The 22,635-nt window shown below is 68.8% G+C and carries 16 protein-coding genes; 10 read left to right on the top strand and 6 right to left on the bottom strand.

Annotated elements, in window-relative coordinates; genetic code table 11:
- Positions 1 to 114: 114 nt before the first annotated feature.
- The 3 genes from ACI3KU_RS05685 to hrpA form a co-directional block, all read right to left on the bottom strand.
- Positions 115 to 867, bottom strand: coding sequence for a polysaccharide deacetylase family protein (locus ACI3KU_RS05685; RefSeq protein ID WP_404921324.1), 753 nt, complete (start codon positions 865 to 867; stop codon positions 115 to 117).
- Positions 868 to 892: 25 nt separating this feature from the next.
- A complete protein-coding gene (locus ACI3KU_RS05680; protein WP_404921323.1) occupies positions 893 to 3,028 on the bottom strand; it encodes a BCCT family transporter in 2,136 nt (711 codons plus the stop codon).
- A gap of 116 nt (positions 3,029 to 3,144) precedes the next feature.
- Positions 3,145 to 7,101, bottom strand: a complete 3,957-nt coding sequence (gene hrpA / locus ACI3KU_RS05675; protein WP_404921322.1) for an ATP-dependent RNA helicase HrpA — start codon at positions 7,099 to 7,101, stop codon at positions 3,145 to 3,147.
- Positions 7,102 to 7,309: 208 nt separating this feature from the next.
- On the opposite strand from hrpA, the gene ACI3KU_RS05670 reads away from it, so the two are divergent.
- Both ACI3KU_RS05670 and ACI3KU_RS05665 read left to right on the top strand, forming a co-directional pair.
- Positions 7,310 to 8,143 (top strand): aldo/keto reductase, encoded by an 834-nt coding sequence (locus ACI3KU_RS05670; protein WP_404921321.1) that lies wholly within the window; start codon positions 7,310 to 7,312, stop codon positions 8,141 to 8,143.
- 5 nt (positions 8,144 to 8,148) lie between these two features.
- The gene (locus tag ACI3KU_RS05665; RefSeq protein WP_404921320.1) at positions 8,149 to 9,921 is read left to right on the top strand and encodes a thioredoxin domain-containing protein; all 1,773 of its coding nucleotides are present in this window, start codon (positions 8,149 to 8,151) and stop codon (positions 9,919 to 9,921) included.
- Here ACI3KU_RS05665 and ACI3KU_RS05660 read toward each other — a convergent pair whose 3' ends face one another.
- Complete coding sequence (locus ACI3KU_RS05660; RefSeq protein ID WP_404921319.1) at positions 9,922 to 11,610, bottom strand: dolichyl-phosphate-mannose--protein mannosyltransferase; 1,689 nt, start codon at positions 11,608 to 11,610, stop codon at positions 9,922 to 9,924.
- Between the two features lie 23 nt (positions 11,611 to 11,633).
- Here ACI3KU_RS05660 and rsmI point away from each other — a divergent pair, with 23 nt between their 5' ends.
- From rsmI to ACI3KU_RS05640, 4 genes are all read left to right on the top strand, one after another.
- The gene (gene rsmI, locus ACI3KU_RS05655; RefSeq protein WP_404921318.1) at positions 11,634 to 12,452 is read left to right on the top strand and encodes a 16S rRNA (cytidine(1402)-2'-O)-methyltransferase; all 819 of its coding nucleotides are present in this window, start codon (positions 11,634 to 11,636) and stop codon (positions 12,450 to 12,452) included.
- Between the two features lie 53 nt (positions 12,453 to 12,505).
- Positions 12,506 to 14,080 (top strand): methionine--tRNA ligase, encoded by a 1,575-nt coding sequence (gene metG, locus ACI3KU_RS05650; RefSeq protein WP_404921317.1) that lies wholly within the window; start codon positions 12,506 to 12,508, stop codon positions 14,078 to 14,080.
- The gene (locus tag ACI3KU_RS05645; RefSeq protein WP_404921316.1) at positions 14,077 to 14,985 is read left to right on the top strand and encodes a TatD family hydrolase; all 909 of its coding nucleotides are present in this window, start codon (positions 14,077 to 14,079) and stop codon (positions 14,983 to 14,985) included. Before metG ends, ACI3KU_RS05645 begins: the two co-directional genes overlap by 4 nt.
- 125 nt (positions 14,986 to 15,110) lie before the next feature.
- The gene (locus ACI3KU_RS05640) at positions 15,111 to 16,280 is read left to right on the top strand and encodes a hypothetical protein (protein ID WP_404921315.1); all 1,170 of its coding nucleotides are present in this window, start codon (positions 15,111 to 15,113) and stop codon (positions 16,278 to 16,280) included.
- Here the strand turns inward: ACI3KU_RS05640 and ACI3KU_RS05635 are convergent.
- On the bottom strand, positions 16,244 to 17,521 hold the full coding sequence (locus tag ACI3KU_RS05635) for an MFS transporter (protein ID WP_404921314.1): 1,278 nt from the start codon (positions 17,519 to 17,521) through the stop codon (positions 16,244 to 16,246). The genes ACI3KU_RS05640 and ACI3KU_RS05635 overlap by 37 nt on opposite strands.
- Positions 17,522 to 17,597: 76 nt before the next feature.
- Between ACI3KU_RS05635 and rsmA the strand changes: the two genes are divergently transcribed.
- The 4 genes from rsmA to ACI3KU_RS05615 all read left to right on the top strand — a co-directional run bounded on the left by rsmA (position 17,598) and on the right by ACI3KU_RS05615 (position 21,977).
- Positions 17,598 to 18,440, top strand: coding sequence for a 16S rRNA (adenine(1518)-N(6)/adenine(1519)-N(6))-dimethyltransferase RsmA (gene rsmA / locus ACI3KU_RS05630; protein ID WP_404921313.1), 843 nt, complete (start codon positions 17,598 to 17,600; stop codon positions 18,438 to 18,440).
- Positions 18,441 to 18,606: 166 nt separating this feature from the next.
- Positions 18,607 to 19,668, top strand: a complete 1,062-nt coding sequence (locus tag ACI3KU_RS05625) for an aldo/keto reductase (RefSeq protein ID WP_404921312.1) — start codon at positions 18,607 to 18,609, stop codon at positions 19,666 to 19,668.
- A gap of 2 nt (positions 19,669 to 19,670) precedes the next feature.
- Positions 19,671 to 20,609, top strand: a complete 939-nt coding sequence (locus tag ACI3KU_RS05620) for a 4-(cytidine 5'-diphospho)-2-C-methyl-D-erythritol kinase (protein WP_404921380.1) — start codon at positions 19,671 to 19,673, stop codon at positions 20,607 to 20,609.
- Between the two features lie 57 nt (positions 20,610 to 20,666).
- Positions 20,667 to 21,977: a GNAT family N-acetyltransferase gene (locus tag ACI3KU_RS05615; RefSeq protein ID WP_404921311.1), complete on the top strand. Its 1,311-nt coding sequence runs from the start codon at positions 20,667 to 20,669 to the stop codon at positions 21,975 to 21,977.
- 42 nt (positions 21,978 to 22,019) lie between these two features.
- On the opposite strand, the gene ACI3KU_RS05610 is transcribed toward ACI3KU_RS05615, so the two are convergent.
- Positions 22,020 to 22,565 (bottom strand): hypothetical protein, encoded by a 546-nt coding sequence (locus tag ACI3KU_RS05610; protein WP_404921310.1) that lies wholly within the window; start codon positions 22,563 to 22,565, stop codon positions 22,020 to 22,022.
- Positions 22,566 to 22,635: the final 70 nt, after the last annotated feature.

Raw genomic sequence — 22,635 nt, 5'->3', positions numbered from 1 at the left:
GCCGCCGCCTTCGCCCCGTGTCACGCCGCGAGAAACCCATGCACGGCCGAGAAACCCTGCAACGCGGGGTTTCTCGGACTTGCTTGGGTTTCTCGCGAGCAGGGCAGGGGGACGTCAGCCGGAGCGGAGGGTGGTGAGCTCCAGGGTGCGGACAGGGGTGGCACCGGCCGCAAGCGCGTCGTGGAGAGAGCGCACCGGAAGCCTCCGGTCCTGACACAGACCCAGGAAGTCGCGGGCGAGCGCGGCGCGATCGGCCACAGGCGCCGGCGGATCGGTCACCCCGTCGCGCTCGTCGGCGATGCCGTCATGGGCCAGCACGATGCGCCCGGCGGCGGCGGCGCGGTCGGTGGCTCCCGCGCGTCGGGCAGCGTCGACCGCGGCGGAGTCGTGCAGCGTACCTGACCAGAGCACCGGAACCAGCCCGGTCCGACGCACCGCACGCCAGCTGGTGGGGGACTGGGCGCCGTAGGGCGGGCGGTACCACCGCACCGCTGTCCCCGTCACCGACTCCAGCTCGATCCGGGCCCGCGCGAGTCGAGACGCCGCCTCCGCGCCCGAGAAGCTCGTCAGCGCGCGGTGATCGCCGCCGTGGAGGGCGATCTCGTGCCCTGCCGCCGACACGGACCGCAAGAGTGCGGGATACTCCCGCACCCGGGTGACCAGCACGAAGAACGTGGCGGTGGCATCGTGCTCTGCGAGTGCGTCGAGCACCCGCGGCGTCTGGTCAGGGTCAGGGCCGTCGTCGAAGGTGAGCACCACCGAGTCCGAGGTGGTCGCCGTGATCGACCCGAGCACCGATCCGCCGTGACGCCGGATGAAACCGAGGATCCGGGCGCGCGGCGAACGGACGGAACGTGCGGCAGGCATTCGGACAGCGTAGGCGAAGCGGAGATCAGGTGTCGGGGTGCTGTGGAGGACGCGGTTCTTCGCCCTCCGAACGCTGTGCGCCGTCGGCCGTGCCTTGATCGACAGCGTCACGGTTCGCGGCGTCTGAATTTGAAGCCCGCGCGCCCTCTGCCTCCGTGAGCGCATCGCCGACGGCAGCAGGGGTCGCCCCCGCCCCATCCGCCGTGGCCTCCGCGAGCGCAGCAGCCGCGGTCTCCTCGGCGGCCGCCGCCTCCTCCACCTGCTGCAGGATCACATCGATCGCCCCGGTCTTCGCCTCCTCGTACCACTCGGTGAGCGCCGGTGCGGTGCTGTCGAGCCAGGCTCCTGCACCCTCGTCGGGCGCCGTGGGCCAGGACTCGAACACGAAGTCGTCGCCGTGCTCTTCGATGCCGCGACGCACGCCCTGGGCGATGGCCACCTTTGCGAAACGGGCGCGCAGGATGAGCGGATCGGTCGACAGCTCCTTCCACCACGCGAACATGATGCCGATCACGATGATCGCGAACGGCAGCGCCGACACGGTGACGAGGGACTGCAGCGCGGTCAGCGCGTCCCTGCCTCCCGCGAGCAGTAGCGTGGTGGCGATCGCCGAGAGCGCGATGCCCCAGGTGATCGTCACCCAGCGGGCCGGGGTGGGATTTCCGCGCTGGCTCATCTGACCCATCACGATCGATGCCGAGTCGGCGCTGGTGATGAAGAAGATCACAACAGCGATCATCGCGACGACCGCAGTGACGGTGGACAGCGGCAGCTGGCCCAGCACGTTGAAGAGGATGTCCTGGGCGTCACCGGCACCGGCAACGTCCTGACCCGATTCCTGCATCCGCATGGCGGTGCCGCCGAATACGCCGAACCAGATCAGGCACACCAGGGACGGCACGATCATGACAACCAGGGTGAACTGGCGGATGGTGCGTCCGCGCGAGATCTTCGCGATGAACATGCCGACGAAGGGGGTCCACGACACCCACCACGCCCAGTAGTAGGTGGTCCATGTCTTCATGAATTCGGCGGTGTCGGCCCCCTCGGCCCCCGATCGCTGCAACATGGTGCCCAGGTCCGTCAGGAAGGCGACGCCGGCAGTGGGGATGAAGTTCAGGAGGAACAGCGCGGGGCCCACCACGAACACGAACACGGCGAGCACCGTCACCATGAGCATGTTGATGTTCGACAGGATGCGGATGCCGCGCTTCACTCCGGAGACCGCCGACAGGATGAACCCGCAGGTCAGCACGGCGATGATCCCGATGATCACGCCGTTGCCGACGGGGCCGATGCCGCCGATGATCTCGATGCCGCGCGCGATCTGAAGCGCGCCGATGCCGAGGGAGACCGCTGTTCCGAACAGCGTGACGATGATCGCCAGCATGTCGATGATCGCGCCGATCGGCCCCTTCGTGCGCTCGCTGAAGATCGGATCGAAGATCGAGGAGATGAGAGGGGACCGGGCCCGGCGGTAGGCGACATAGGCGATCGCGCCGCCGACGAGGGCGTAGTAGCTCCACGCCAGCGGGCCCCAGTGGAACATGGTCTGCGCCATCGCGCTGAGCATGGCCTCGCGGGTGCCGCCGTCGACATGGAAGCCGGTCGGCGGATCGAGGAAGTAGACCAGTGGTTCGTAAGGACCGTAGAACAGCAGACCGATGCCCATGCCCGCTGCGAACAGCATGGTGATCCAGGAGATGGTGGAGAACTCCGGCTTCTCGCCGTCCGCGCCCAGCGGGATCCGACCGCGCGTGCTCAGCGAGACCACCAGCATGAACACGAACACCACGAGGGTGAGCAGCGAGAACAGCCAGCCGAAGTTCGTGGACACGGTATCGAGTGCGGTGGTGGCGAATCGCCCCATGCCCTCGGTATCCACGAGACCCCACGTGATGAAGCCGGCCGTGAAGGCCGCGGTGATGACGAACACCCACCAGTTGGTGCTGAACTTGCGACCGGTATCGTCGACTCCGATCCCGGGGATCAACGCGGGATGCACGCCGTAGGGGGTGTTCACCTCGCGGAAGATGCGCTTCGCGGCGTCGCGTGCGTCGCGGCGCCGCAGCGGTGTGGTGGGAAGCGCCGCGGTGGGATGCGGTGTCTCGCCCCCGGGCTCACCGGGTTGCGGCGTGTTGGAGTGCTGGTCGACGTTCATACGTTCCCCTTCGCGGCTGATGGCCGCATTCCACGGTACGCCGATCCTCTGAAGGTGCTGGTCAGGGCGGGATGTTATCCGCGCGGACGCACGCGCACGAGTGAGGTACGTCCGATTCAGGCGCGCTCGCGCAGGGCCTTAGCCACCCGCTGCACCGACACTGCCTCGGCGGTACCGAGGCGCTGGGCGAACAGTGAGACCCGCAGCTCCTCCAGCAGCCAGCGCGCGTGGACGAGGGATGCGGACATGCCCGGCGTCTCCGGGAGGGTGCCGCCGGCTTCTTCGTACAGCGCGCGGGCGCGTTCGAACTCCGTCAGCCACGCGCGGTCTCGGCCGGCGTTCTCGCTGAGCTGCTGGAGGCGGATCTTCGCGGCCTCCAGATATCGCGGCAGGTGGGCGAGGCGCGTGAGTCCGGTCGCGGAGACGAAACCGGGGCGCACGAGCGCATCCAGCTGTGCCCGGATGTCGCCGAGCGCACCGAGCAGGGCCATGCTGGTTGTGCCCTTGAGGAGCTTGCCGGCCTCGCGGTGCAGATCCAGGATCCGAGAGATCAGGCTCACCGTCTGGAACGTGCGATCGATGACGGCCGCGGAGACGGCGTCCCGCGCGCGTTCGAAATCGGCGCGCGTTCGCACGACCCCGGCCACGGTGGTGGCGATCACCTCGTCCGCGACCGCGACTCGTGCGTCCTCGATGAGCGCACGGACACCGGAGTATGGCGAAGCTGCGAGTGACAGCTTCTCCTTCGACGTCAGGTGCTCCTGCACGTATGAGACGGGGGAGGGCACGTGCAGCAGCACCAATCGGCGAACGCCGGCGCGGGTCATCCGCTCGGCCTCCACTGTGTCGGTCAGCACGCGGATCGACACGGAATCTCCGTCGTCGGACAGCGCCGGGTAGCCGCGCACGACACCGCCGGCGACCTTCGTGTCCACCTGGACGGGCAGATCATCGAAATCCCAGTTGGTGATGCCGGCGCGCTCGATGGTGCGCTGCGGGGCCGCGGCGACCTGGTCGGGGGAGGACGACGGCGTCCGCTGCAGCGAGGATGCCACCGAGTCGCGTGCGCGATCGGCGAGGCGGGACTGCAGAGCGGTGAGGTCACGATCGGAGTCGATCGCGCGTCCGCGCGCGTCCACGGCACGGAATGACACCGTGAGATGCGGTGGCACGCGCTCCAGTTCGAACGCGTCGGCGGATACCGGCTGATTGGCGATGGGCTGGATGCGACGGGCGAGCGCAGCCGCGAGGCTGGATGCGGGAAGGCCGTCGGTGTCCTCGGGCCCGGTGCCGGCCAGCTCGGCTGAGAACTTCTCGGCCCAGTCGGCGGCGGGCACGACGTTGCGACGGATCGCCTTGGGAAGCGCGCGGAGCATCGCCGTGATCAGCTCGTCTCGCATCCCGGGCACCTGCCAGTCGAAGCCGTCGGGTCGGAGCCCGGCGAGCAGCGGCAGTGGGACCACGACGGAGACACCGTCATCGGCGGCCCCCGGCTCGAACCGGTAGGCGAGATTCAGCGTCTGATCGCCCTGCGTCCACCGGGATGGGAAGTCGTTCGCGTCGGAGCGGCGCGCGCGATCGACCAGATCGTCCTCGCGCATGGTGAGCAGCTTCGGGGTGCGGGCGATGCTCTCGCGCCACCACGCCTCGAAGGATCGGACATCGAACACCTCGGCCGAAACGCGAGCCTGATAGAAGTCGAAGACGGCCTCATCGCCGACCAGGATGTCGCGGCGACGCTCGCGCTCCTCCTGCTTCTCCAGCCGGCGACGCAGCTCGTGGTTCTGCCGCAGGAACTGCGTGAGGTTCTGGGGGAGCCGGGTCGGATCCCACTCGCCCTCCACCAGCGCGTGCCGCACGAACATCTCGCGCGCGGCCGCACGATCCACGCGCGCGAACTGCACGCGTCGGCGCGGGATGATCTCCACGCCGTACAGCGTGACCTTCTCATACGCCATCGCCGCGCCCGACTGCTTGGACCAGTGCGGCTCGCTCACGGAGCGATTCGCCAGGTCGCCGGCCAGCGCCTCCGCCCACGCCGGATCGATCGCGGCGACCGTTCGGGCGAAGAGCCGCGAGGTCTCCACAAGCTCCGCCGCCATCACCGCTTGCGGTGAGCGCTTGCGCAGCCCCGAACCGGGGAAGATCGAGAACATGATGCCGCGAGCGCCGCGGTACTGGGTGATTTTCCGCCCCTTCTCGGGACGTTGGCCCGCGACCTGCTTCGGTGTCGATCGTTCATCGAGCACGCCGATCTGGCTCAGGAGACCGGACAGGATCGCCTGATGGATCGCGTCGGCCTGCGCACCAGGGATGCGGCTTCCCTCCCGCGGCGCCGCATCGGAGGGTCGGGAATCGCGACGACTTGGCGCGCCCCGGCCGGACGCTCCACGTTCGGCGGGACGATCGCGCTCGCGGCGTGCCACGTCACGGGTGAGACTGCTGAGCTGACGATGCACGTCGAACCACTCGCGCACGCGGACGTAGTTGAGGAACTCGTCGCGGCAGAGGCGGCGAAACGCCGACGACCCCAGCGCATCGCGCTGTTCGTTGAGGTGGTTCCAGAGGTTCAGCAGCGTGAGGAAGTCGCTGGTCGGGTCGGTGAAGCGTGCGTGCTTCGCATCGGCCTGCTCCCGCTTCTCCTCCGGGCGCTCGCGGACGTCCTGGATGGACAGTCCGCCGACGATGGCGAGCAGGTCGTCGAGCACGCCGGTACGCGCCCCCTCCAGCAGCATGCGGGCGAAGCGCGGCTCGATCGGCAGACGCGACAGATCACGACCGATACGCGTGAGCTCCGGCCCGTCGCGACCCTCGCGCACCGCACCCAGCTCGGTCAGCAGGTCGATCGCGGCCTTGATGTTGCGCGAATCGGGCGGGGTGAGGAAGGGGAACGCGGCGATGTCGCCGAAGCCGAGCGACAGCATCTGCAGCACGACCGAGGCGAGGTTGGTGCGGAGGATTTCCGGATCGGTGAACTCCGGGCGACGCTCGAAGTCGTCTTCGGCGTAGAGGCGGATCGCGATGCCGTCGCTGGTGCGGCCCGCGCGTCCGGAGCGCTGTTGCGCCGACGCCTGCGATACCGCCTCGATCGGCAGCCGCTGCACCTTCGAGCGCGTCGAGTATCGCGAGATGCGGGCGGTACCGGTGTCGATGACGTACTTGATGCCGGGGACCGTGAGGGAGGTCTCTGCGACGTTCGTGGCGAGGATCACGCGCCGACGCACACCGGCCACGCGGGAGGGCTCGAACACCCGGTGCTGATCGGTGGACGACAGCCGACCGAACAGCGGCAGCACCTCGACGGGGGCTGTCGTGCTGCGGAATGCGCCGCGCACGGCGTCGGCGGCGTCACGGATCTCCGCCTCGCCGGGAAGGAACACGAGGACGTCGCCAGGGGCCTCACGATCGAGCTCCTTCAGCGCCGCGACGATCGCGTCGATGTCGTCGCCACTCTCGTCGTCGTCCTCGTCCTGCTCCGGAGCGCGATAGCGGACCTCGACCGGATAGGTGCGTCCGGACACCTCGATGACGGGGGCGGGGGAGTCGGGTCGACCGAAGTGCTTGGCAAAGCTCTCGGGATCGATGGTCGCCGAGGTGATGATGACCTTGAGGTCGGGCCGCTCCGGGAGGATCCGCACGAGGTAGCCCATGAGGAAGTCGATGTTGAGGGAGCGCTCGTGAGCCTCGTCGAGGATGATCGTGTCGTAGCGGCGCAGCAGCCGGTCGCGATGGATCTCGTTGAGCAGGATGCCGTCGGTCATCAGGGCGATCGCGGTGTCGTCCGACACCTGATCCGTGAATCGCACCTTGTAGCCGACCACCGTGCCCAGCTGCACCTGCATCTCCTCGGCGATGCGCTCGGCGATGGTCCGCGCGGCGAGGCGTCGTGGCTGCGTGTGCGCGATGCGGCGCTGGCCCAGCTCGTAGGCGATCTTCGGCAGCTGGGTGGTCTTTCCGGACCCCGTGGCACCGGCGACGATGACCACCTGGTGGTCGCGGATCGCGCTCGCGATCTCGTCGCGCGCCGCACTGACCGGCAGCTCCGGGGGATACACGATGACGGGCGCAGACATAGCCCTCCAGTCTCTCACGCACGCGCGGTATCCGCCGCGCGGGCGCGAAACGAGGAGATGCGCGCGTGAGAAGGGCGCGGCGCCCGACGCGCTCGCTGCGGCCCGCATGAACATCGAGATCCAGACCCATCCCTGACTCGACACTCGGAGCATGACCGGATGCGACGAAGCCGGTACGTCAGAGCGGAAACGGTGGTTGCATAGGACGATGAGCATTCCCACCCTCACCCTCAATGACGGCAACACGATTCCCCAGCTCGGCTACGGCGTCTTCAAGGTGCCGCCGGCTGACACAGAGCGGGCGGTGAGCGAGGCGCTGGAGATCGGCTACCGCCACATCGACACGGCGGCCATCTACGGCAACGAGGAGGGCGTGGGTGCCGCGATCGCCGCGTCCGGCATTGCGCGCGACGAGCTGTACGTCACCACGAAGCTGTGGAACGACCGCCACGACGGTGATGAGCCGAACCGGGCCATCGAGGAGAGTCTCACCAAGCTCCGGCTGGACTTCGTCGACCTGTACCTGGTGCACTGGCCGACGCCCGCGAAGGACAACTACGTGCACGCCTGGCAGAAGGTCGTCGAGATCCGCGATGCCGGCCTCACACGCAGCGCCGGTGTCTCCAACTTTCTCGTTGCGCACCTGGAGCGCTCGGTCGCCGAAGTCGGCGTGGTCCCGGCCGTCAACCAGATCGAGCTGCACCCGCGGTACCAGCAGCGCGGGATCGCCGAGTGGGCCGTGCAGCACGACGTGAAGATCGAGGCCTGGGGTCCGCTGGGCCAGGGCAAGTACGACCTGCAGGACTTCGCCGCGATCGGCGATGCCGCGACAGCGCACGGCAAGTCCGCAGCCCAGGTGGTGCTGCGCTGGCACCTGCAGGAGGGGCGCATCGTGTTCCCCAAGTCGGTGCGCACCGAGCGCCTCCGCGAGAACCTCGACGTGTTCGACTTCACGCTGAGCGACGCCGAAGTCGCGGCCATCACCGCACTGGATGAGGGAGCGGCCGGCCGCGTGGCCTCGCACCCCGACGACGTCAACTGACGCCCGTGGCGTCCCGGCTCGCCGACGCGATCAGCCCCTACCTGCGCACCCACGCCGACCACCCGGTCGAGTGGTTCCCGTGGGGCGAGGCGGCATTCGCGCACGCGCGAGACCGGGACGTCCCCGTGCTCGTCTCGATCGGCTACTCCACCTGCCACTGGTGTCATGTGATGGCGCGGGAGTCGTTCGCGGATCCGGAGACGGCGACGATCCTCAACGCGGGTTTCGTGGCGGTGAAGGTCGACCGCGAGGAGCATCCGGAGGTCGACGCGGCCTTCCTCGCAGCGGCCGCCGCGTTCACCCGTGATCTGGGCTGGCCGCTCAACGTGTTCGTCACCCCCGACGGCCTTCCGCTCTATGCCGGCACGTACTGGCCCCCGATCCCCGTCGCGGGACGCCCCGACTTTCGCACCGTGCTGGGCGCGGTCACCGAAGCGTGGACGCAGCGGCGCGACCAGGCCGAGTCGGTCGGTCGCTCGATCCGCACCGCGCTCGCGGCCGCCGCGATCCCCACCGCCGGCGAGCACGCGGAGACGGCGGAGGCCCTGCGCACCGCGCTGAATCGCCTTCGCGCTGGCGAAGACGAGACGTACGGCGGCTTCGGTACCGGTGCCAAATTCCCGCTGCCGACGGCACTGCGTTTCCTGCAGTCCCCGGGTCTGCCGGTCGCCGCAGCGGAGAGTCTGCACCGGGCGCTGAACGCGATCGAGCGCTCGCCACTGTTCGACCCGGTCGATGGTGGCGTCTTCCGCTATGCCACCCGTCGCGATTGGACCGAACCGCACTACGAGCGCATGCTCACCGACAACGCGCAGCTGCTGCAGGTGGCGACGGCCGCACGGCATGCAGGGCTCGCGGCGCACCTCGGCCGCTTCCTGCTGGACGTGCTGCAGCAGCCCGCTGGGGGATTCGGTGCGGCTCAGGACGCCGAATCCCTCGTCGACGGCGAGCCGTCGGCCGGCGGCTACTACACGTGTGCGGCGGCGAAGCGCGCGGATCTGGAACGGCCCGCGATCGACGGCAAGGTCATCACCGGCTGGAACGGCCTGGCCATCGGCGCCCTCTCCGACGCGGGCGCGCGCCTCGACGATCCCGAACTCATCTCGGCCGCGGAACGCGCGGCCCTGGCCGTGCTCGAGACCAACGGCGCCGATGGCGTCTGGGTGCGCGCCTCGGTCAACGAGGTCCGCGGCCGTGCGGCTGCCGGCGTCGCCGATCTCGCCCAGCTCGCCGGGGGCCTGTTCCGGCTCGCGATCGCGACGGGGGAAAGCCACTGGGCGGTCCGTGCGCGGGAGCTGCTGGCGGAAGCGCCGACGCTGTCGGGTGATCCGGTGCTGGGAGCGCTCGGCATCCCCACGCCGGGCGATGTCTCCGACGGTGACGAGCCCTCCACGCTTGCCGCGCTCGCCGATGCCCACCTCCTCGCCTGGATTCTCGGCGCGGGAGAGGAGCACCGAGCCGCGGCGGAGGATCTGGTGCGCCCGCATCTCGTTGCCGCTGCTTCCGCACCTCTCGCGCACGGAGCGCTGCTGCGAATCGCCGCCGATCTCTCCCGTCCTTCGCGGCAGGTCGTCGTCGTCGAACCCGACGCCGGGCCGCTCAGCCGACGGGCGCGCGAGCTGCGAGCGGATCTCGTCGTGTGCGTGACCCCGGAGCAGGCGGAGTCCTTCGCCGCAGCGGGATTCTCGCTGTTCGCGGGACGCAGCGGCCCCGCGGCCTACGTGTGCGAGGAGTTCGTCTGCCGACTCCCCATCACCGATCCCGCTGATCTGGCCTGATCAGATCCAGGTGGGCAGCCACATGTGCAGCTGCCAGTAGTCGCGCGACGTCGCCATCCCGGTCCACAGCGGCAGGAAGAACACCGACAGTGCCACCGCCAGCGCGATGATCACACCCGTGACGATGCGCCAGGCACGACGTTCATCTGGCGGCCCGGATTCGCTCAGCCGCTGCAGCACCAGCGCGATCGCCATCATCATGAACGGCTCCATGATCACCGTGTAGAACTGGAAGATCGTGCGCTCGGGAACGGCGAGCCAGGGCAGGTACGAGGTGGCGAAGCCGACCATCACGATGGCGTAGCGCCAGTCGCGGAAGCGGATCAGACCGTAGAGGAGCACGAGGATCGCGATCACACCGATCCACCAGAGTGCCGGGTTCGGGATGGCGGTGATGGCCGCGGCACACGGGTTGGTCTTGTCCGGATCGCAACTGGTGGAATCCCAGAACATCGACGTGGGGCGCACGAGGAACGGCCACTGCCATGCGGGGCTCATGTAGCTGTGCGGCGTGCTCAGCCCCACATGGAAGGAGTACGAGTCCATGTGGTACTTGAACAGCGCCACAAACGGGTTCGGGTCCGAGTCGCGCATGTAGCCGCCCGTGGTGGTCAGCCAGCCGGTCCACGACGCAAGGTACACGACGAACGCGACCGGCACGAGCAGCACGAACGTCGCGGGGGCCTGCCGACCGATCGCCGCGGAGCCCCACATCTTCACCCCGGCACGGCGACGCGCGAACGCATCGGCCACCACGAGGTAGATGCCGAAGCCGGCGAGCGCGTAGAAGCCGCTCCACTTGACCGCTCCGGCGGCGCCGAAGGCGATACCGGCGGCGATCAGCCAGGGTCGATTCCACATCGTGGGGCCGGTGAAGGAATCCGTCGACCGAGCGATGCGCGCCATCGTGGGGCGATGATCCAGCAGCACGAAGTACACGCCCAACAGCACGAAGAAGGTGAGGATGCCGTCCAGGAGAGACACGCGGCTCATCACGATCGCGATACCGTCGATGGCGACGAAGCCGGCCGCGATCGCCGCCCACGCCACCGAGCGGGTCATCCGGCGCATGATCAGGTAGACGACGAGCACCGTGAGCACGCCGAACAGGGCGGTGGAGAAGCGCCAGCCGAAGCTGGAGCCGCCACCGAACATCCACATCCCGGCGGCGATCAGCCACTTGCCGAGGGGCGGGTGGACCACACGAGCGCCGCTGGTCTCGAAGATGTCGGTCTCGCCGGCCGCGAACTTCTCGTTCGCGCCCTCGGGCCAGTTCGCCTCGTAGCCGAGGTGGGAGAGCGACCACGCGTCTTTGACGTAGTACGTCTCGTCGAACACCAGCTGGTGCGGGTTCTCCAGCCCCGTGAAACGGATGAGGGCCGCGACCAGCATCAAGAGTCCCGGCACCACCCACTCCACGGCGCCGTGCCAGCGATCGGGGATGTCGCGCAGAACCGGGGTATCGGCACGGCGCGCCCACCATCCGGAGAACACCTGGCGGAGTCCGCGCGGGGCGTACTCGGGGCGCTCGCCGGGAGCGGCCGCCGGTCGTTCGTCATCGGCGAGGAGAGCCGTCTGGCCGGTGTTCTTCGCGTCATCCGTCGCGGCCGAATCGGTGTCCGGGGTCACGGGCGCGGCACTCTCGGCGGCCGCAGGCAGCAGCTCATCGCGGTCACGGGGTTCGCTCACGGCGTCCAGCCTAAGCTGGAACCGTGATCATCCTCGCGGCCACGCCCATCGGCAATCTCTCCGACGCCTCGACGCGACTGGTCCAGGCGCTGGAGAACGCCGAGGTGATCGCCGCGGAGGACACCCGCACCACCATCCGTCTGCTGTCCGCGCTGGGCATCACGAATCGGCCTCGGCTGCTGGCCCTGCACGACCACAACGAGAAGGCGAAGGCCGCCGAGCTCGTCGCTCTGGCGCGCACCACGGATCTGCTCGTGCTCTCCGATGCGGGAATGCCGACCGTGAGCGATCCGGGATACGGGCTGGTGGCGGCCGCCGCTGCCGCGGGCGTCACGGTCACCGCGATTCCCGGACCGAGCGCTGTCATCACGGCTCTCGCCGTCTCCGGATTGCCGACGGATCGGTTCAGTTTCGAGGGCTTTCTTCCGCGCAAGCAGGGGGAGCGGCGCTCGACCCTTCGCCGGCTCGCCCGGGAGACCCGCACCATGGTGTTCTTCGAGTCACCGCAGCGCCTCGCCGCCTCGCTCGCAGATGTTGCGACGGAACTGGGCGACTCCCGTCGAGTGGTGGTCGCCCGAGAGCTGACGAAGCTGCACGAAGAGGTGCGCCGTGGCACGGCTGCCGAATTGGCCGCGTGGGCGTCCGAGGGAGTGCGCGGGGAGATCGCCGTCGTCATCGAAGGCGCTGCCGCCGCGGACGTGCCGTTCGCCGATGCCGTCTCGCAGGTGCAGACCCTGGCCGCCGCGGGAATCCGGCTCAAGGACGCGTGCGCCGAGGTGGCCGGGCTCACCGGCCATTCGTCTCGTGAGCTGTACCAGGCCGCTCTCGCGGCGCGCAGCTGAGCGCCGGACGTCATACGACGGGAGCCCCGCGGGCCACCGCCTAGAATCGAGGGGTGAGCACCGGCGATTCCTTCTACATCACCACCCCGATCTACTACCCCAGCGATGTGCCCCACATCGGGCACGGGTACACGACCGTGGCGGTCGACACGCTTGCGCGCTGGCACCGCCAGGCGGGAGATGACACCTGGATGCTCACCGGAACCGACGAGCACGGCCAGAAGATGCTGCGCGCCGCGGCGGCCAACGGCGTGACCCCGCAGGAGTGGGTCGACAAGCTCGTGACCGAGGCCTGGTTCCCCCAGCTCGACACGCTCGACATCGCCAACGACGACTTCATCCGCACCACGCAGGAGCGGCATGAGGAGCGCGTCAAGAAGTTCGTGCAGGCCATCTACGACCGCGGCTACATTTACGCGGGCGAGTACGAGGCGCTGTATTGCGTCGGCTGTGAGGAGTTCAAGCCGGAGTCGGAGATCGTCGATGGCACCGGTCCGTTCGAGGGCCTCAAGGTCTGCGCCATCCACTCCAAGCCGCTGGAGCTGCTGCAGGAGAAGAACTACTTCTTCAAGCTCAGCGAGTTCCAGGACAAGCTGCTGGAGCTCTACAAGGAGCGCCCCGATTTCATCCGTCCGGAGTCTGCGCGCAACGAGGTCGTGTCCTTCGTGCGGTCGGGTCTCAAGGACCTCTCCATCTCGCGTTCCGCGTTCGACTGGGGCATTCCGCTGCCGTGGGACGAGTCGCACGTCATCTACGTGTGGGTCGATGCGCTGCTCAACTACGCCACCGCGATCGGCTTCGGCGACGACGACGGCGAGTTCGACCGTCGCTGGCCCGGCTACCACGTGGTGGGCAAGGACATCCTCCGCTTCCATGCCGTCATCTGGCCGGCGATGCTGATGGCCGCAGGGCTCGATGTGCCGAAGGGCGTCTTCGCGCACGGCTGGCTGCTGGTGGGTGGCGAGAAGATGTCCAAGTCCAAGCTCACCGGAATCGCGCCCACCGAGATCACCGATGTGTTCGGCTCCGACGCGTACCGCTTCTATTTCCTCTCGGCCATCGCCTTCGGCCAGGACGGGTCGTTCTCCTGGGAGGACCTCGCCGCGCGCTATCAGGCCGAGCTCGCCAACGGCTTCGGCAACCTCGCGTCGCGCACGGTCGCGATGATCGAGCGCTACTTCGAGGGCATCGTTCCCGCGCCCGGAACCTACGCTGAGGGCGACCTGCACATCCAGCACGTGGTGGCGGACGCCGTTCGCAACGCGGATGCGGCGATCGAGCGCTTCCGCACGGACGAGGCGATCGCCGCGATCTGGACGATTGTGGATGCGCTGAACCAGTACATCACCGACAACGAGCCGTGGTCGCTGGCGAAAGACGACGCGCAGCGCGAGCGCCTGGGCACCGTGCTGTACACCGCGGCGGAGGGGCTTCGTGCTCTCGACGTGCTGTTGAGCCCGGTGATGCCGAAGGCCACCGAGAAGCTGTGGATCGCCCTCGGCGCTGCCGACTCGCTCGGCCGACTGCAGGACCAGCCGCTGCGCGAAGCCGGGACGTGGGGGGTGCTGAAGCCGGGGACTTCGGTCAACGGTCTCGCTCCGCTGTTCCCACGCGTGGAGACGGCGTGACGAAGGCCGGAAACGGCGGCACAGGCGACGGCATCAGCACCTACGTCACCCAGCGCCGTGCCGACGGTCGCGACCTCCGCTACCCGGAGGCGCCGGAGCCGCTGCGCGTTCCGGTGTACGACAACCATGCACACCTGGAGATCCTCGACGGGGATGAGCCGCTGAGTCTCGACGAGCAGCTGGAGCGTGCGGCGTCCGTCGGCGTGGCCGGCGTGATCAACGCGGGTGGCGACATCGATTCCTCGCGCTGGTGCGCACACGCCGCCGCCACGCATCCGCGGGTGCTCGCCGCCGTTGCGATCCACCCGAACGACGCGCCGCTGTATGAGGCGGCGGGCAAGCTCGACGAGGCGATCGCGGTGATCGACGAGCTCGCCGCCCAGCCGCGTGTGCGCGCCATCGGTGAGACCGGACTGGACTTCTTCCGCACCGACGACGAGGGACGCCCGGCGCAGTATCGCTCGTTCGAGGCGCACATCGAGCTGGCGAAGAAGCACGACATCGCCATGCAGATCCACGATCGCGACGCCCATCGCGAGGTGTTGGACACGCTCGCCCGCATCGGAGCACCGGATCGCACGGTGTTTCACTGCTTCTCGGGCGACGCGGACATGGCGCGCGAATGCGCCGAAGCTGGCTACTACCTCTCGTTCGCCGGGAACATCACGTTCAAGAACGCGCAGAACCTCCGTGACGCTCTGCGCGTGACGCCGCTGGAGCGCATCCTCGTGGAGACCGATGCGCCGTTCCTGACGCCCACTCCGTATCGGGGCCGGCCCAACGCCTCATACCTGATCCCGATCACGCTGCGCGCGATGGCCGCGGAGCTGGGCCTGTCCGAGGACGCTCTCGCCGCGCAGGTCGCCGAGAACACCGTCCGCGCCTACGGCTCCTTCACCGACTGACCCCGAAACACCCAAGCAAGTCCGAGAAACCCCGCGTTGCAGGGTTTCTCGGACTTGCTTGGGTTTCTCGCGGTATGGCGGGTGGGCATCTGCCGGGGGAAGGAGGAAACGGCGACAATGGGGACATGCGACAGGAATCACGGGTGGATTCCGCGTCAGACATCCGCATGGCGTCCGACGCGTTCGGGTCACTCTGGGCGGATCAGTCCCGGCGCGCGTGGCTGAATTCCGCGCTGGTGCCCGTGCTGGTGACGGTGGTCGGTATGCTGCTGCTTCTCGGGACCATCGCCGAGTCCGGATCCGGCCCGCTCACCCTGCGTGTCATCGCCGAGGTGGTGCCCGTCGAGCGGGTGTCGGAACTTGTGGTTGACGCGGTGGATGCGTCCCGCATCTACATCCCGGTGGCCGTGGGCTCCTTCACGGTGTTCGTCACCATCGTCATGTTCACCGCTCTGGCTTCCACCGACTCTGCGGAGCGCACCGCTATCCTCCTGCGACTGCGCTCCGTGGTGCAGATGATCCTGGCGGTCGGATGGGTCCTCATCACGGCACTCGGCGTGCTCGTCGCGCTGAGCGGTGTCGATCCGTGGCCCATCCTGCTGATCGCGATCGTCCAGCTCCTGCTGACCGCCGCCTTCGCCACCCTGTCCGCGCTCTATCTCGTGGTGGGCAACACCGGGATGCGGATGTCGCAGGTGCGGCGGGTGATCGATGCCGAAACCGCGCTGCGCGATGACCTTCGCGGCGAGGCGCGGGCACACCCGCTCTGGCCGCGTCTGTTGGTGTGGAGCGGCGTGGTCCTGCTGATCGACGTGGCGGCGGCGTTCGTCGTCTTCCACGGCGATGCGCGGCCCGAGGGCATCGCGCTGCGCGCGGTGTCGATTCTCGTGCTGCAGGCGGGGTACGCGCTCTTGTTGACGTTTCACCGGTATCTCGAGGTGCGTCGTCCGAGCGCGGGCGGATGGTTCCCGCCCGCGGGGCGGGCGGTGCTGCTGGCGGTGATCTGTCCGCTGCTGGCGGTGGTTGCCGCGATCGCGCTGGGGGATCGCTCGGACTTCGACGGGTGGGCGGTTGCCGTCATCGTCTTGCTCGTCGTGGTGCTGCCGCTGGTGGCGGTGCTCTTGCCCCGCGTCGGTGTCGGCGGCGCACTGTCGGGTGTCGCTGCACGCAGCCTCGACGCCTCCGTGCAGCGCTACACGCTGCATCTGCGCGCGCTCAAGCGGCAGGAGGCGCGCGATGAGGAACCCCGTCGGGGCGATCAGGCGGTGTCGTCAGAAGGATCTTCGGACGACTGAGGAGTGTCATCGGCGGGTCGCGCCGCCGTGATCTGCGAGATGGGTCGCCAGACGAACACGAGGGTGATCGCCGCGCCCACGAAAGCGAACCACCACGGTGCCGTCAGGCCCCATGTCTGCGCGAGGATACCGCCGATGCCCTGGCCGATGATCATGCCGCCGAAGACGCCCACCATGTTCACGGCGCCGATGCGCCCCTGCAGCTCGTGCGGGACGAGCCGCTGACGGACGGTGGTGGAGATCGCGCCCCAGATGAACGAGTACAGGCCGAATCCGAACATGATCACCAGCGCGACCACGCCTGAGGTGGTGAGCGCGAACGCGAGATGCATCACCACCTCCAACGCGAGACACACGCGCATCAGGGTGGCAAAGGACACATGGCGCTCCAGCCAGCCGAACAGGGTGGTGGCCAGCAGCCCGCCGATCGCAGACGTGGTGGTCAGCGCGCCGTAGCCCACCTCACCCATGCCGAGATGCTCGGTCGCGTACAGCACCAGCACTCCCCAGGGCGCCGCCCAGGTGACGTTGAACACCAGGATGATGATCACGAGCATCCGGACCGGAGGATTGCGCCACAGCCACCGCACGCCCTCCGCGATGTCGGTGTGCACAGAGGTGGGCTCGGCGCTCTCGCGCGGTGGGATGGGCGTACGCGAGATGCGGGACACCAGGATGGCAGCGAGGGCAACGCAGAGCGCTTGCAGCAGGAACGGCCAGAACGAGCCGATCGCGAAGAGGAATGCTCCCAGCGGAGGGCCGCCGAACTGGTTCGCGACAAGGAAGCCGGCCTGCAGCCGCGAGTTCGCGATACCGAGGTCCTTCTTCTGGACGAACATCGGCAGCAGTGTCCCGCTGGTCGTGTCGGCGAAGACCTCGGCGCAGCCGTAGAGGAAGGCGGCGGCCAGCACGATCCCGATGTTGGCCGTGCCGGTGAACAGGAAGACCACGAGCGCGAGGATGAGCACGACGCGCACGGCGTTGGCGCCAATGACCAGGCGGCGACGGTTGAATCGGTCGGCGATCGCGCCCGCATGCAGCCCGAACAGCAGCCAGGGCAGGAACTGCAGCATCGCCCCGGACGCCACGAGCACGGGAGAGGTGGTCATGGACGCGATCAGCAGCGGGCCCGCCGCCAACATGATGCCGTCACCGAGATTGCTCGACCACGAAGCCGTCATCAGCCAGCGGAAGTCGCGACCGAGTCGCGCGGGGGCGATACGTTCTCCGAGCCAACTCACCCGTCGATCCTACGGAGGGTGTCCGACATTGCCGGCTCGTGTCATCGAGGCAGTGCGGGTACGGGAGAATGGACCCATGACCGTGTCCCTGCTCGGAGCCGCCGAGATCCGCCGCCTCGCCGCCGAACTCGACGTCACCCCGACCAAGAAGCTGGGGCAGAACTTCGTCGTCGACGCCAACACCGTGCGCAAGATCGTCACCGCCGCACGGGTGCAGGCCGGCGAGCGCGTGGTGGAGATCGGGCCCGGGCTCGGCTCCCTCACCCTCGCGATCCTGGAGACGGGGGCGAGCGTGACGGCGGTGGAGATCGATCACCGCCTGGCCGCGCGACTGCCGCAGACGGCGCAGGAGCGCGGGGTTGCCGAGGGGGCGCTGACGGTCCTGGACGCCGACGCTCTGCGCATCACCGAGCTTCCCGGGGATCCGACCGTTCTGGTCGCGAACCTGCCCTACAACGTGTCCGTTCCGGTGCTGCTGCACTTCATGGAGAACTTCGGCACGATCCGTCGCGGTGTGGTCATGGTGCAGGCCGAGGTCGCGGAGCGGCTGGCCGCAGGGCCGGGCTCGAAGGTCTACGGGTCACCGAGCGTGAAGGCCGCCTGGTATGGCTCGTTCGCCCTGGCGGGGACCGTCTCGCGTCAGGTGTTCTGGCCGGTGCCCAACGTCGACAGCCTGCTGGTGGCGTTCCGCCGGGACGATGAACCGCGCGGAACCGAGGACGAGAGACGCGCCACGTTCGAGATCATCGATGCGGCCTTCGGTCAGCGTCGCAAGATGCTGCGGCAGGCTCTGTCGGGTGTCCTCGGAGGCTCGGCGGCTGCCGCGAGCGAGGTGCTCGAGCGTGCCGGGGTCGAACCCACCGCGCGTGGGGAGTCGCTCACGGTCGAGGACTACCTCCGCATCGCCCGCGCACGCTGAACCACCGCGCACGCTAGAACTTTCGTGCACGCTGACGGCGGTGCCGAGCGCGCTTCGTGGTGCCGCTCGGCGCGGAAGTCGCCGCCGAGAGGAGCATGTTGCGCACCATGAAGCGGGGGAGAGCGTGCGTGACATCTGCGAAACACGAGCCCGCTAGCCTGGTGGGGTGACTGAGAATCCCCGCTTCCGCCCCGGCACCCCCGAGACCCATCGTCCGTATGCTGCCGCCGAAGAACGCTACGATCGCGGCGATTACCGCCGAGTCGGAGCATCGGGGCTGTACCTGCCGCCCATCTCGCTGGGACTGTGGTGGAACTTCGGTGACAACGTGCCGTTCGACAATCAGCGCGCGCTGCTGCGTCACGCGTTCGACTCCGGAATCACGCACTTCGACCTCGCCAACAATTACGGCCCGCCCTACGGATCGGCGGAGACCAACTTCGGCCGGATGATCCGCGAGGACTTCGCGCCCTACCGCGACGAGCTGATCATCTCGTCGAAGGCCGGGTGGGACATGTGGCCCGGCCCGTATGGCTTCCTCGGAACCCGCAAGTACCTCATCGCGAGCGCCGAGGCATCACTGACCCGGATGAATCTCGACTACGTCGACATTTTCTACTCCCACCGCGTCGACCCCGACACCCCCATCGAGGAGACGGTCGGCGCCCTGGACACCCTCGTGCGACAGGGCAAGGCGCTGTACGTCGGCATCTCCTCCTACAGCGCCGAGCGCACCATCGCAGCGAAGGCCGTGGCGCGCGAGCTCGGCACGCCGCTGGTCATCCATCAGCCCGCGTACTCCATCCTCAACCGGTGGATCGAGGACGGGCTGACGGAGGTGCTGCGGCAGGAGCAGATGGGCGCAATCGCGTTCACCCCGCTCGCTCAGGGGCTTCTCACCGACAAGCACCTCGGTGACGGCACGGCGCATCGCTCGCAGCAGCGCGGCTCCCTTCGGGAAATCACCACGGACGAGCGCGAGGCACTCCGCTCGCTGAACACGATCGCCCGCGAGCGCGGTCAGTCGCTCGCGCAGATGGCCATCCAGTGGGTGCTGCGCGATGAGGTTGTGGCCTCTGCACTCATCGGTGCGTCGCGTCCTGAGCAGCTCGACGAGAACCTGGGTGCGCTGGATGGACCCGCGTTCGACACCGAGGAACTCGAGCGGATCGACGCCCTCTCCGATGCGATCGACGTGAATCTCTGGGCAGCATCGGCGGATCTGTGAGCATCGGCGCATTCGAACCCGGCACCAGCCCGGTCCGCGTGCGCGCGGCCGGGAAGGTGAACATCTATCTCGGCGTCGGCGAGCTGCAGGATGACGGCTATCACGAGCTGGCAACGGCGTTTCAGGCGCTGTCCCTGTTCGAGGAGGTGACCGCCACCGCGGCCGATGACTTCTCCCTGACCGTGGAGAGCGACGGATTCATCGACGTCTCCGACGTGCCCGTCGATGAGTCGAACCTCGCGCTGCGTGCGGCGCGCCTGCTGGCAGAAAGCGCCGGCGTCAGCGCGGGCGTCCACCTGCACATCCGAAAGGGCGTGCCGGTGGCGGGCGGCATGGGCGGCGGGTCCGCCGACGCCGCAGCGGCCCTGGTGGCCTGCGACGCGCTCTGGGACACCCGGCAGTCGTCGGCACAGCTGCACGAACTGGCGGCGAGACTCGGCGCCGATGTTCCGTTTGCGCTGCTCGGCGGCACCGCGATCGGCACCGGACGCGGAGATGAGCTCACGCCCGCTCTCACGCAGGGGCGATTCGACTGGGTGCTCGTTCCGAGCGACGCCGGAATGTCGACACCGCAGGTCTACGGCGCGCTCGACGAGATCCGGGTCCGCCACCGCGCCGATCTTCCGGTGGTACCGCGGCGCCCACGCGTGGACGACGAGGTGCTGCACGCGCTGCGCGCCGGTGACTCCCGCCGTTTGGCCGAAGCGCTGGGCAACGACCTGCAGGTGGCGGCGCTGTCGCTGCGTCCGGACCTGGCTGACACGATCGATGCGGGCCTTCGGGCCGGGGCACTGGCGGGAATCGTATCCGGGTCCGGCCCCACGATCGCGCTGCTGTGCGCGGATGCCACGGCGGCGCTCGCTGTCCGCGACGAGCTGGCCCTGGTCGGATACGTCGGCGTTCACGCCTACGGCCCCGTTCCTGGAGCGCGCGTCGTCTGATCTCGATGTCGGACGCACCCGCTAGCGTGAAGTGAGCTCACAACGCTGGAGGAACACATGACTGTTGACGCCGAGACCTTCCGCACTGCGCCGCTCGATGAGCGAGCCGCGTCGGAGATCGCTGCCCGCGGCCTGGAGCTGCGCCTGGCAGAGGATGAGGAGGCCGAGCTCGCCTGGCGAGCCGCCGTGGGACGCGGATTCCAGGGCCCCGAGCTGAAAGAACGCAGTCACGAACCCGGGCGTCCGGGAACTGCGTATCGTCGCCGCCTCGGTGTGTATGACGCCGACGGTGCGCTGCCAGATCTTCCCGTCGCGACGTTCGCCACGTGGCTGAGCGAGCTCACCGTGCCGGGCGGCCGCGCCGTCCCCGCCAGCGCGATCAGCTCGGTCACGGTGGCGGCCACCCATCGCCGCCGGGGACTCGCTCGCTCTCTCATGGCGGGGGAGCTGCGTGAAGCAGTGCGCGCCGGACTGCCGGTGGCCATGCTCACGGCTTCCGAGGCGACCATCTACGGTCGCTTCGGGTTCGCGGCCGCGGCCGCTGCGGCCACCTTCCGCATCGACACACAGCGCGCGGGCTGGCTGGGCGGCGATGTTCCGGGTCGGATCGACTACGTGTCCCGCGAGGATGCGCGTCGGATCGCGCCCGAGCTGCATGAACGGATCCGACTGCGCCTGCCGGGTGAGGTGATCGTGCCCGGTCCGCACTGGGACGACATGCTGCGGCTGCGGGCTGACGCGGAGGCCGCGGGAGCCGTGCGCGCGCTCCAGTACCGCGACGAGGCGGGGGAGATCCAGGGACTCGCGGCCTTCACACTTGACCGCACCCCGCCGGGTCCCGGCACCCTCAACGTGATCTTCCTCCACGCCGCGACCGACGACGCCTACGCCGCGCTCTGGCGCTTCCTCCTCGATCACGATCTGGTGGGCACGGTGGTTGCCACAGAGCGCTCCACCGACGAGCCGCTGTGGTGGATGATCGCCGACCAGCGTGCTGCGGAGATCAAGCTGCGCGACCACCAGTACGTCCGGATCGTCGATGTCGTGGCCGCGCTGGAAGCCCGCCGCTATGAGGCCGCCGGGTCCGTGGTGCTCGACGTCACCGACCCACTGGGGATCACCTCGGGCCGCTACCTCCTCGAGGTGGCGGATGACGGAGCTGCTCGCGTCCGTGCGCTGACCGACGGTGAGGAGGCACATGATCTCCCGGTGCTGTCACTGGGTGTCGGCGAGCTCTCGGCCATCTACCTCGGTGGAGTTCGGGTGCGTACGCTCGCTGCTGCCGGACGCCTCCGCGCCGATGCGGTGGAGGTGGCCGACACACTGTTCCGCGGCGCCGTGACCCCCGCTCTCACGTTCTGGTACTGAGCGACTGCGACGGGGCGGTGAGAGCGCCCCAGCGCGTGAGCCTTACGGCGTCGTGCCGACGCCGAGATGCACCTCGGTGTCCGTCGGTGTGTGCGTGATGATGAGCTTCAGGATCGCCGTCTCGTCGGTGCTCATGTTTGTGAGCGCCTCACGGATCGGCTGTGTCTCGGTCATCGCAGCATCCGCGATGGCGTCGGCGAACGTCGCCGTCGCGTCGTGGGCCTGCCACGTCTTCGGATCGGTGAGGACGGCAGCCACCGTGTCCTCTTCGCCGGGTACCGACTCGACACCCGTGAGGGCCGCCAGTGAATCGCAGTCCAGGGCCAACACCGTCTTGGCATCGGTATCGACCAGGAGGGCGAACGTGACGCGGGGGGTGGCGGACGGCGTGGGCGCATCGAGCCGCGCGCCGCTGAGCGCATCCACCGTCGTCGAGGCGGACGTCGGTTCGGCCGTGCTGGCCGTGGCCTGAGCCCCGCAGCCCGTCAGCGTCGCTCCGAGCAGGAGTGCGGAGACCGCGAGGGCGTGTCGGATGGATCGTCGCATGGAGTGGAGGGCCTCCGCGTCGGGCGCCGCAGGTGCGGGCATGGTCGTGTCATCGCGGCACCGTCAGAGGGGGAAACGACGCGTTGAGGCCGGCGGGGGAAGTCCACCGGAA

This window comes from Microbacterium sp. ZW T5_56 (assembly GCF_044987425.1).
Taxonomy (GTDB): Bacteria; Actinomycetota; Actinomycetes; order Actinomycetales; family Microbacteriaceae; genus Microbacterium.
The sequence above is the reverse complement of the archived record's forward strand: the minus strand, read 5'-3'. Positions and strand labels throughout refer to the sequence as shown.